This is a genomic window from Caulobacter sp., assembly GCF_035254145.1.
In the GTDB taxonomy this organism is placed as follows: Bacteria; Pseudomonadota; Alphaproteobacteria; order Caulobacterales; family Caulobacteraceae; genus Caulobacter.
The window spans coordinates 1-9726 of sequence record NZ_DATFAV010000213.1; the positions used below are offsets into that span (position 1 = coordinate 1).

Genomic DNA, 9726 nt, shown 5'->3' on the forward strand with positions numbered 1-9726 from the left:
CCTACTTCACTTCCGGCCGCACGATCGTGCTGGCCAGGTTGGCCATGATCTCGCGGGCGTCGTAGGCGCGCGGGTCGCCTTCCGGCTTCTTGCCCTTGTGCATCACGATCTCGGCGCCGGCCTCGAACTTCTCGACCGTGCGGATCTGGGCGCGGTCGGCGAAGAAGGGGTCACCCCAGAAGGGGTCCCAGGTGCGCCAGCCGTACGGGGAGCCATAATAGCGCCAGGACGGGCGCCAGTAGCCGTAGGGGCCCCAGCCGAAGGCCGGGCGGCTCAGCGGATCGGGCTCGACATAGGTGCGGGCGGTGCGATCGGTGCGATGGTCGGCGGTCTCGAACCAGTCGTAGCCCTGCTGCACGGTCAGTTCGGCCGACCGATAGAGCAGATAGCGCTCGACCGTCTCGCGCGAGGTCAGGCTGTTGCCGGCGAAGCTGACCCGATAGCGGTCGCCTTCCAGCTTCTGCTCGGAGAAGCCGCCGGTGACCGAGCCCGACGTGACCTTCGGCTGGTACGGGGTGGGCGTCGCGCAAGCCGACAGCGTCGCGGCGAGCGCCAGGGCGGCGGCTATGGCGGCCTTCTTCATGGACATGACTTGCTCCTTCAAGCGGAGTCCTCAGTTTGGAATCAACTCTGGCGGGGCTTTGTGGTTTCGCCAAGGCGCAGTTTGCGTCCGCGTTGAAATCAATCAGCCTCGCGACACGATCAGAACGGCCGCGGTGATCAGCAGCACGCCGACCAGGATCGCAAAGCCGCGCCGGAAACCAGGCTCGTTCATGCGGGTGGAAAGGGCCGCTCCGCCCAGGCCGTAGCTGGACATGCTGATCAGGTCCATGCCGATGGTGGCGCAGGCGAACATCACCAGCTGCGGCGCCAGCGGTCTTTTGATGTCCAGGAACGGCGGCAGCACGCCCGAGAAGAACAGCAGAATCTTCGGATTGGCGATCTGGACCATGAAGCCGTCCAGAAAGGCCGAGCGGCCTGCCCGCACGGTGGCCGAGGCGTGGCTCTCCAGGTTCCTGATCCCCGCCCACAGCGACTTCAGGCCCAGCCACACTAGATAGGCCGCGCCGGCCAGGGCCAGGACATGGAAGGCCTTGGGAAAGGCGATGATCAGGGCGCCCAGGCCAAGCGCCGAGCCGGTGAACCAGACCAGGGTGGCGGTGTTCATGCCGATCACGCTGACCAGGGCCGCCGCCTTGCCGCGCTCCATCCCCGTGGCGATGGCGAACAGGTTGGCGGGGCCCGGCGTGATGGCCATGACGAACATGGCGACCAGGAAGGCGCCGTAGCGGGCGGGATCGACGGGCAGGTGGTCCATGGCGCGGGTATAGGCCGCCGCGCCATGGGCTTCCAAGCCCGGCCTACGCGCCGATGACGGCGTAGACCCAGATCGCCCGGCCCAGGGCGCCGAACAGCAGGATCGCCGTCGCCAGCGCCTGGATGGTGAAGCCGAGCTCGCGCTTCTTCGGATCGGCCGCGTAGCCCAGGGCGTAGACGATCCGGCCGATGATCCAGATCACGCCCATGGCGGCGGCGAACAGGTCGTTCCAGTAGATGGCGAACAGCCAGAGCGCCGGCAGGTAGATGACCAGCCACTCGACGGTGTTGGCCTGGATGCGGATGTGGCGCTCCAGCTCCGGATCGCCGGTCATGGCGGGCGCGTCGATCCCGGTCCGGCGGCGCGCTCCGGGAATGCGCAGGATCATCCAGACATAGACCAGCAGCGACACCAGCGTGACGATGGCGACCAAGGCGTGGGACTGATGCATCTTTCGTGTTCCTCCCCTGCGGCTTCGCGCCGCTACGCAGTGACACTATTCGTATTCGCCCGGAGTTTGCACGCGCTCTGGAGAAGTCTAGGAGAGCGGCCTTGGGAACCCTCGCGACCTTCGTTCGCTCCTAGGACCGAACGATCCCCTTTGCGGAGGCTTGGCAAGGCCATGCACGTGGACTCCACGGCGATCCGAGAGATCGACTACTCGCCCGAACATGGAAAGCTCTTCGTCACGTTCCAGGACGGCGACGAATACGTCTATGTCGGCGTGCCCGAACGCGTCGGCAAGGCGTTCTTCCGCGCGCCGTCCAAGGGGCGGTTCTTCCAGCGCATGATCCGGGACCGGTATCCGTACAACACGGTGTAGGGCCTAAAGAAAAGGGCGCCGCGAGTTTCCTCGCGACGCCCTCATTCAGCGTTGAACTCCGAACTACCCGCGCTTGTCGCGCTTGGCCAGCACGCGCAGGCGCAGGGCGTTCAGCTTGATGAAGCCGCCGGCGTCGCGGTGGTCGTAGGCGACCTTGCCTTCCTCGAACGTCACCAGGTCCTGGTCGTACAGCGAGTTGGGGCTGGTGCGGCCGATGACGGTGACATTGCCCTTGTAGAGCTTCACCCGCACCTGGCCCGCGACCTTGGTCTGGCTGTAGTCGATGGCGGCCTGCAGCATCTCGCGCTCGGGCGAGAACCAGAAGCCGTTGTAGACGAGCTCGGCGTACTTCGGCATCAGCTCGTCCTTCAGGTGCATCGCGCCCCGGTCCAGCGTGATGCTCTCGATGCCGCGGTGGGCGGCCAGCAGGATGGTGCCGCCGGGGGTCTCGTAGACGCCACGCGACTTCATGCCGACGAAGCGGTTCTCCACGAGGTCGAGACGACCGATGCCGTTGTCGCGGCCCAGCTCGTTCAGCTTGGTCAGCAGGGTCGCCGGGCTCATCTTGACGCCTTCGACGGCGACGGGGTCGCCCTTTTCGAAGTCGATGGTGATGATGGTCGGCTTGTCCGGCGCGTCCTCGGGCGCGATCGTTCGCATGTGGACGAACTCGGGAGCCTCGACCGCCGGGTCCTCCAGGACCTTACCTTCCGACGAGCTGTGCAGCAGGTTTGCGTCGACGCTGAAAGGCGCCTCGCCGCGCTTGTCCTTGGTGATCTGGATCTGGTGCTTCTCGGCGAAGTCCAGCAGGGCCTCGCGGGACTTGAAGTCCCATTCGCGCCAGGGGGCGATCACGGTGATGTCGGGTTCGAGGCCATAGTAGCCGAGCTCGAAGCGGACCTGGTCGTTGCCCTTGCCGGTCGCGCCGTGGCTGACGGCGTCGGCGCCCATCTTGCGGGCGATCTCGATCTGCTTCTTGGCGATCAGCGGACGCGCGATCGAGGTGCCCAGGAGGTACTGGCCCTCATAGACCGTATTGGCGCGGAACATCGGGAAGACGTAGTCGCGCACGAACTCCTCGCGGACGTCCTCGATGAAGATGTTCTCGGGCTTGACGCCGGCGGCCAGCGCCTTGGCGCGGGCCGGTTCGATTTCCTCGCCTTGGCCAAGATCGGCCGTGAAGGTGATGACCTCAGCGCCGTATTCGGTCTGCAGCCACTTCAGGATGATCGAGGTGTCGAGGCCGCCCGAATAGGCGAGCACGACCTTCTTCACGGACTTGTCGGCCATGAGGGAGTCCTTCCGGAGAGAAACACAAAGTCGCGCGCCTTCAACGGGATCAGGACGCGCGGGTCAAGCTCTAATGAGCCCGGCTAGAGTTGACCCTCATCCTGCAGCGTCTTGATGACGAACCGCAGGTGGAAAAGCTGCGACAGCGCCAGGCTGGCGGCGATCGTGGCGCGGACCAGGAAGATGATCGTCGCGCGCGTCGGATCGTCGGTGAAGGTCGCCTGGGTCAGGGTGAAGGACAGCAGGATCGCGATCGAGATCACCGGGATCAGCAGCAGGCCCAAGGCCTTGGACGCGCGCCAGGTCGGCTTGCCGTCCAGGCCCCACTGCATGGGAATCTTCACGTCTTTCGGGATGCGCTTCCACGCGCCCTGGGCGGTGGCGGCGATGATGGCCAGGGCGGCGATCGACAGGCCGTCGCCGAGGACGCGGAGGGTCGTCTCCACCGCCTACACCGTCACCTGGGCGCCCATCTCGACCACGCGGCCGGGCGGAATCTTGAAGAAGTCGGTCGGGTTGGCGGCGTTCTTCATCAGGTAAATATAGAGCTGATCCTGCCACAGAGGCATGCCCGAATTGGCCGACGGCACGATCGAGCGGCGGCCCAGGAAGAAGCTGGTGGCCATGATGTCGAACTTCAGCCCCTGCTTGCGGCATACCGCCAGGGCCTTGGGGATGTTCGGGCTTTCCATGAAGCCGTAGTTGACGATGACCTTCTTGAAGTCGTCGCTGACCTTCTCGATCTTGACTCGGTCCTCGTCGGCGACGCGAGGCGTGTCGGCCGTCCGCACGGTCAGGACGATGTTGCGCTCGTGCAGAACCTTGTTGTGCTTGAGGTTGTGCATCAAGGCGACCGGCGTGGTGTCCGGGTCCGAGGTCAGGAAGATCGCCGTTCCCGGCGCGCGATAGGGCGCGCGAGCCCGCAGGATGTCCATCAGGTCGATCAGGGGCACGCTGTCGCGCCGCGTCTTGGCGGTCAGGATCTGGCTGCCACGCACCCAGGTGGCCATGATCGTGAACAGAGCCGCGCCGATCAGCACCGGCAGCCAGCCGCCCGTGAAGAAGCGCAGGGCGTTGGCGCTGAGGAAGGTCAGGTCCAGCACCATGAACGGAACCAGGAAGCACAGAGCGACCGGCAGGCTCCAGTTCCAGAGCCGGCGCATGACGATGAACGCCATGCAGGTCGTCACGACCATGGTGCCGGTGACCGCCAGGCCGTAGGCGTGGGCCAGGGCCGAGGAGGTCTGGAAGGTGAACATGATGGCCATGACCCCGACCAGCAGCATGGTGTTGAGCTGCGGCACGAAGATCTGGCCCGACTGAGTTTCGGAGGTGCGGCGCACGTCCAGGCGTGGCAGCAGACCCAGCTGGATCGCCTGCTGGGTCAGAGAGAACGCGCCGGTGATGACGGCCTGGCTGGCGATCACCGTGGCCAGGCCCGCCAGGAGGACGAGCGGCAGGCGAAGCGCCTCCGGAGCCATCTCGAAGAACCAGTTGAGTTCGGGGAACGGCCGGCCGGCGGCCGCCGCGGCGTCGAAGGTCGACAGCGCGAAGGCGCCTTGACCCAGATAGTTGATCACCAGGCACGGCAGGACGAAGAAGTTCCAGGCCGCCTGGATCGGCCAGCGGCCGAAGTGGCCCATGTCCGCCGACAGGGCCTCGGCCCCGGTGACGGTCAGGAAGACCGCGCCCAGGACGACGAAGCCGGTCATCCCGTGATGCGCCAGGAACTGGGCGGCGTAGTGCGGGCTGATCGCCTTCAGGATCTCGGGATTGTGCGCCAGGTGCCATCCGCCCAGGGCCAGCATCGACAGGAACCAGATCGCGCAGATCGGGCCGAACAGCGCGCCCACGCGCGCCGTTCCGTGGCTCTGGATGAAGAACAGCCCCAGCAGCATCGCCGTCGCGATGATCAGCACGACCTGGACGGTGACGCTATGCTCCAGGGCCGGAATGGTGCGCAGGCCTTCGACCGCCGAGAGCACCGACATCGCCGGGGTGATCACGGCGTCGCCATAGAACAGCGCCGCTCCGGCCACGCCCAGCACGAACACCAGGGCGGTGCGGTGGCCGATCGCGTGCTGCGCCAAGGCCATGAGCGACAGCACGCCGCCTTCGCCCTTGTTGTCGGCGCGCATGATGAAGACGACATACTTCAGGGTGACCACGAGGATCAGGGCCCAGAGCGCCAGGGACACGACCCCGAAGATCTCGCTGCGCGCCACGCCGTCATGCGAGGCGGCGGCCAGAGCCTCCTTGAAGGCGTAGAGCGGGCTGGTGCCGATGTCGCCAAAGACGACGCCGATCGAGCCCAGGGCCAGGGCGAAGAAGCCATGGCCCTTCGCAATCGGACCGTGGCCCGACCCGTTGGGCGGAGCACCATCCTGCAACGGAATGTCGGAAGAGGCGGGGGCGCAATCGGAAACGGACGCGCCGGAGGCTTCGGAAGCCATTCAATCCCTCCGGGCCGCCCTGGCGAAAGGCTGTCGGTCGACCCATATCGATCAAGCGCGGCGCGATACACCTAATTGACGGCGGGTTCAATCATCCCCCGACGTCGGCCTCATCTATTACCGAAGAGAATAGGCCCATCGCGTGTATGAAATAGTTTTCAGTTGAACGCGCGAGCGACAACCTTACGTTCCCAATTGAGATGTCCGACAGTCAGAAATTCCCCGTTGCGGCGCACGCCCTGGCCTATTTGGCGCACAAGGAGGCCTTTTCGGCCGACCGCGCCGTGGCCAGCGCCGAACTCGCCGCCTCGGTCCCGACCAATCCGGTCGTGGTCCGCCGGGTCACCGCCATGCTGGGCAAGGCGGGGCTGATCGGCGCGCGCGCCGGCGCCAACGGCGGCGCCTGGCTGCTGAAGCCAGCCGACACCATCACGCTCGACGTCGTGCTCAAGGCCGTCAACGGCTGCGCGCACCTGGGCGTCGCGCCCAAGGGGGTCAAGGGTTGCCCGGTGGGCGAGAAGATTCCCGACGCCGTGCGCCTGGCCATCCAGGCCGCCGACCACGCCGCCGCCGACCGTCTGGCCCAGATCACGGTCGCCGACCTGCTGAACGGCGCGCACTAGCGTCCGCCGTTCCGGCCCCCAGCGCCGCTAAATCCGGCCGTTAGAAAAATTGCATCAAGATTTGTTGCTGATCCTCTGGCGGCGTCGGTTTGGCCCATTACGTAATCGCTACCGTTTCAGTTTCGAAACCGGAGGGATATTCCAATGACCACCGTCGCCATCGCCTATCACTCGGGCTACGGCCACACCGAAGTCCTGGCCCAGAAGGTCGCCGAAGGCGTCCGTGACGCCGGCCAGACCCCCGTGCTGCTGAAGATCGAGAGCGCCGCCCAGGACTTCGCCCCGTTCATCGAGGCCATCACCGCCGCTGACGCCGTCGTATTCGGCGCGCCGACCTACATGGGCGACGTCTCGGGCGTGTTCAAAGTGTTCGCCGACGCCACCGCCTCGGTGTTCTTCACCAGCGCCTGGAAGGACAAGCTGGCCGCCGGCTTCACCAACTCGCACAGCTTCGCCGGCGACAAGCTGCATGCGCTGAACAGCTTGGCGATCCTCGCGGCTCAGCACGGCATGAACTGGGTGAACCTCGGCGTCGCCCCTCCCAGCGTGACCGCCGCCGAGCGTGGCCCCGACACGATCAACCGCGTCGGCTCGTTCATCGGCGTCGCGGCCCAGTCCGACAACGCCTCGCCTGAAATCACCCCGCCGGCCGGCGACCGCGAGACCGCCCGCCTGCTGGGCGAGCGCATCGCCAAGGCCGCCGTTCGCTGGGCTGCCGGCGCGGAAGCCGTCGAGGCGCTCGCCAAGGCCGCCTAAGGCCAGGATCTCCCAAGGTCGCGGCGGTCTCCCTCCCCGCCGTGACCCGGGAGGGGCGCGCCCGCTCATCGGCGCGTCCCTCCCGCCCATCCGGACGAGAGGGCTGCTTGAACCAAATCGCGGGCCGTGCTGGTCTCCGGCGAAGTTTCGCTCTCACCGGATCACCCCAGCATGGCTCGCCGCCTCGCCCTGATCACCGGCGCCTCCGCCGGAATCGGGGCCGCCTCCGCCCGCATCTACGCCAGCCATGGCTATGACGTGGCCCTGACCGCGCGCCGGGCCGATCGCCTCGAGAGCCTCGCCGCCGAGATCAGGCTGCGCTCGGGCGTCGAGGCCTACGCCATCCCCGCCGACCTGGCCGAGCCGATCGGCGTGGACACGGTGCTGGCCGCGATCGCCGACCAGGGCCGCGTCGTCGACGCCCTGATCAACAACGCCGGCTACGGCCTGCCGGGGACCTATGACGCCACCGCCTGGGCCGACCAGGCGAAGTTCCTGCAGCTGATGCTGACCAGCGTCTGCGAAATGACCCACAAGGTGCTGCCGGGCATGGTCGAGCGGCGCTTTGGCCGCATCGTCAACGTCGCCTCGCTGGCGGGACTGGTCCCCGGCGCGGCCGGCCACACCCTTTACGCGGCGACCAAGGGCTTCCTGGTCAAGTTCTCCCAGAGCCTGCACCTGGAAAACCTGTCGACCGGCGTCCACGTGTCCGCCCTGTGCCCGGGCTTCACCTATTCGGAATTCCACGACGTCAACGGCACGCGCGGCCAGGTCAGCCAGGGCGTCCCGGAGTGGATGTGGCTGGGGGCCGACGAGGTCGCCGCCGCCGGCTATGAGGCCGCCGAGGCCAATCGCTCGATCTGCGTGCCCGGCGCGCCGAACAAAGCCATCGCCGCCGTCGCCAAGCTGCTGCCCGACGACTGGGCCCTGGCGCTGATGGCCAATCAGGGCGGACGGTTCCGCAAGGTATAGCCGCCGAAGCTGTCATTCCGGCTCTCCGCTTGGCTGCGGCCGGGATGACAGGAATTGGGTCGCAGCCCGGTCCTTTTGGAAAACCGGTCCGGACCTGCTATATGTCCGCCTCGCACCCCGAGCATCCGGACATCCCCTTGAGCGTCACCCTAGACCTGTCGCGCGTCTCGTCCGACGCCGCGCCCGCAACCGACTCGCCGTCCATCGGCGCCAAACCCTCGATCAATCTGTCTGGCCTGACGCGCCCGCAGCTGGTCGCGGCCCTGGTCGAGAGCGGCGTGGTCGAGCACGGCAAGGCCAAGATGCGGGCCACGCAGATCTTCCGCTGGATGCACCATCGCGGCGTCACCGACTTCGCGCAGATGAGCGACGTCGCCAAGGAGACCCGCGCGCGCCTGGCCGAGGTCTTCACGATCGCCCGTCCGGAAATCGTCGAGCGCCAAGTGTCCAAGGACGGCACTCGCAAGTGGCTGATCCGCATGGCCCCGGGCATCGAGGTCGAGAGCGTCTACATCCCGGGCGTGGGCCGCGCCGGCGCCCTGTGCGTGTCCAGCCAGGTCGGCTGCACCCTGAACTGCAGCTTCTGCCATACCGGCACCCAGCCGCTGGTCCGCAACCTGACGGCGGCCGAGATCGTCGCCCAGGTGCAGGTGGCCAAGGACGACCTGGCCGAATGGCCGTCGGACAAGGAAGACCGCCAGCTCTCGAACATCGTGTTCATGGGCATGGGCGAGCCGCTCTACAATCTGGGCCACGTGGCCGACGCCATCGAGATCATCAGCGACAACGAGGGCATCGGCATCTCGCGGCGCCGGATCACGGTCTCGACCTCGGGCGTGGTTCCCCAGTTGCAGAAACTGGGCGAGACCACCCAGGCCATGCTGGCGATCAGCCTGCACGCCACCAACGACGCCCTGCGCGACGTGCTGGTGCCGCTGAACAAGAAATATCCGATCGCCGAGCTGATGGCCGGGATCCGCGCCTATCCGGGCCTGTCGAACGCCCGCCGCGTGACCTTCGAGTATGTGATGCTCAAGGGCGTCAACGACAGCCCGGACGAGGCCCGGGCCCTGGTCAAGCTGATCAAGGGCATACCGGCCAAGATCAACCTGATCCCGTTCAATCCGTGGCCGGGCAGCGACTATCAGTGCTCGGACTGGGCGACGATCGAGGCCTTCGCCGCGATCCTCAACAAGGCCGGCTACTCCTCGCCGATCCGCACCCCGCGCGGCCGCGACATCCTCGCCGCCTGCGGTCAGCTGAAGAGCGAGAGCGAAAAGGTCCGCGCCAGCGCCCTGCGCAAGCTGTCGATGGCGGCCATGGCGGGCATGCTGAGCGAGGACGACGACGAGGCGGCTTGATTCCCTCTCCCCTTGCGGGAGAGGGTGGCCCAACGGGCCGGGTGAGGGGTCGAAGAAAGATTCCGCCGCGACCGGCCTGGCCGTCGTCGCGGCGATTCCGTTTGTGCGACCCCTCATCCGTCGACTGCGT

The 9726-nt window shown here is 66.8% G+C and carries 11 protein-coding genes; 5 read left to right on the forward strand and 6 right to left on the reverse strand.

Features of this window, described 5'->3' with window-relative positions:
• Position 1 precedes the first annotated feature (1 nt).
• From VJ655_RS13025 to VJ655_RS13035, 3 genes are all read right to left on the reverse strand, one after another.
• Entirely contained in the window at positions 2-589 is a 588-nt protein-coding gene (locus VJ655_RS13025; RefSeq protein ID WP_324111708.1) for a CC0125/CC1285 family lipoprotein, read from the reverse strand.
• A gap of 96 nt (positions 590-685) precedes the next feature.
• Positions 686-1354, reverse strand: coding sequence for a LysE family translocator (locus tag VJ655_RS13030; protein WP_324111710.1), 669 nt, complete (start codon positions 1352-1354; stop codon positions 686-688).
• A gap of 7 nt (positions 1355-1361) precedes the next feature.
• Complete coding sequence (locus tag VJ655_RS13035; protein WP_324111712.1) at positions 1362-1769, reverse strand: MAPEG family protein; 408 nt, start codon at positions 1767-1769, stop codon at positions 1362-1364.
• Positions 1770-1940: 171 nt separating this feature from the next.
• On the opposite strand from VJ655_RS13035, the gene VJ655_RS13040 reads away from it, so the two are divergent.
• Positions 1941-2141, forward strand: a complete 201-nt coding sequence (locus tag VJ655_RS13040) for a KTSC domain-containing protein (protein ID WP_324111714.1) — start codon at positions 1941-1943, stop codon at positions 2139-2141.
• Between the two features lie 63 nt (positions 2142-2204).
• On the opposite strand, the gene VJ655_RS13045 is transcribed toward VJ655_RS13040, so the two are convergent.
• The 3 genes from VJ655_RS13045 to VJ655_RS13055 all read right to left on the reverse strand — a co-directional run bounded on the left by VJ655_RS13045 (position 2205) and on the right by VJ655_RS13055 (position 5884).
• Entirely contained in the window at positions 2205-3431 is a 1227-nt protein-coding gene (locus VJ655_RS13045; protein ID WP_324111716.1) for an argininosuccinate synthase, read from the reverse strand.
• An 83-nt stretch (positions 3432-3514) separates the two neighbouring features.
• Positions 3515-3877, reverse strand: coding sequence for a DUF1648 domain-containing protein (locus tag VJ655_RS13050; RefSeq protein WP_324111718.1), 363 nt, complete (start codon positions 3875-3877; stop codon positions 3515-3517).
• 3 nt (positions 3878-3880) lie between these two features.
• Positions 3881-5884: a potassium transporter Kup gene (locus VJ655_RS13055; RefSeq protein ID WP_324111720.1), complete on the reverse strand. Its 2004-nt coding sequence runs from the start codon at positions 5882-5884 to the stop codon at positions 3881-3883.
• Between the two features lie 200 nt (positions 5885-6084).
• Between VJ655_RS13055 and VJ655_RS13060 the strand changes: the two genes are divergently transcribed.
• From VJ655_RS13060 to rlmN, 4 genes are all read left to right on the forward strand, one after another.
• Positions 6085-6507: an Rrf2 family transcriptional regulator gene (locus VJ655_RS13060; protein WP_324111722.1), complete on the forward strand. Its 423-nt coding sequence runs from the start codon at positions 6085-6087 to the stop codon at positions 6505-6507.
• 144 nt (positions 6508-6651) lie between these two features.
• A complete protein-coding gene (locus VJ655_RS13065; protein WP_324111724.1) occupies positions 6652-7263 on the forward strand; it encodes a flavodoxin family protein in 612 nt (203 codons plus the stop codon).
• A gap of 171 nt (positions 7264-7434) precedes the next feature.
• Positions 7435-8235 carry an SDR family oxidoreductase gene (locus VJ655_RS13070; RefSeq protein ID WP_324111726.1) on the forward strand — a complete coding sequence of 267 codons (801 nt, stop codon included), beginning with the start codon at positions 7435-7437 and terminating at the stop codon, positions 8233-8235.
• Positions 8236-8372: 137 nt separating this feature from the next.
• Positions 8373-9596 (forward strand): 23S rRNA (adenine(2503)-C(2))-methyltransferase RlmN, encoded by a 1224-nt coding sequence (rlmN, locus tag VJ655_RS13075; protein ID WP_324111728.1) that lies wholly within the window; start codon positions 8373-8375, stop codon positions 9594-9596.
• The last annotated feature ends 130 nt before the right edge of the window (positions 9597-9726 follow it).

Coding starts and splice junctions, on each gene's coding strand:
- VJ655_RS13025 (WP_324111708.1), bottom strand. CDS start 589: ATGTCCATGAAGAAGGCCGCCATAGCCGCCGCCCTGGCGCTCGCCGCG.
- VJ655_RS13035 (WP_324111712.1), bottom strand. CDS start 1,769: ATGCATCAGTCCCACGCCTTGGTCGCCATCGTCACGCTGGTGTCGCTG.
- VJ655_RS13040 (WP_324111714.1), top strand. CDS start 1,941: ATGCACGTGGACTCCACGGCGATCCGAGAGATCGACTACTCGCCCGAA.
- VJ655_RS13045 (WP_324111716.1), bottom strand. CDS start 3,431: ATGGCCGACAAGTCCGTGAAGAAGGTCGTGCTCGCCTATTCGGGCGGC.
- VJ655_RS13055 (WP_324111720.1), bottom strand. CDS start 5,884: ATGGCTTCCGAAGCCTCCGGCGCGTCCGTTTCCGATTGCGCCCCCGCC.
- VJ655_RS13060 (WP_324111722.1), top strand. CDS start 6,085: ATGTCCGACAGTCAGAAATTCCCCGTTGCGGCGCACGCCCTGGCCTAT.
- VJ655_RS13065 (WP_324111724.1), top strand. CDS start 6,652: ATGACCACCGTCGCCATCGCCTATCACTCGGGCTACGGCCACACCGAA.
- VJ655_RS13070 (WP_324111726.1), top strand. CDS start 7,435: ATGGCTCGCCGCCTCGCCCTGATCACCGGCGCCTCCGCCGGAATCGGG.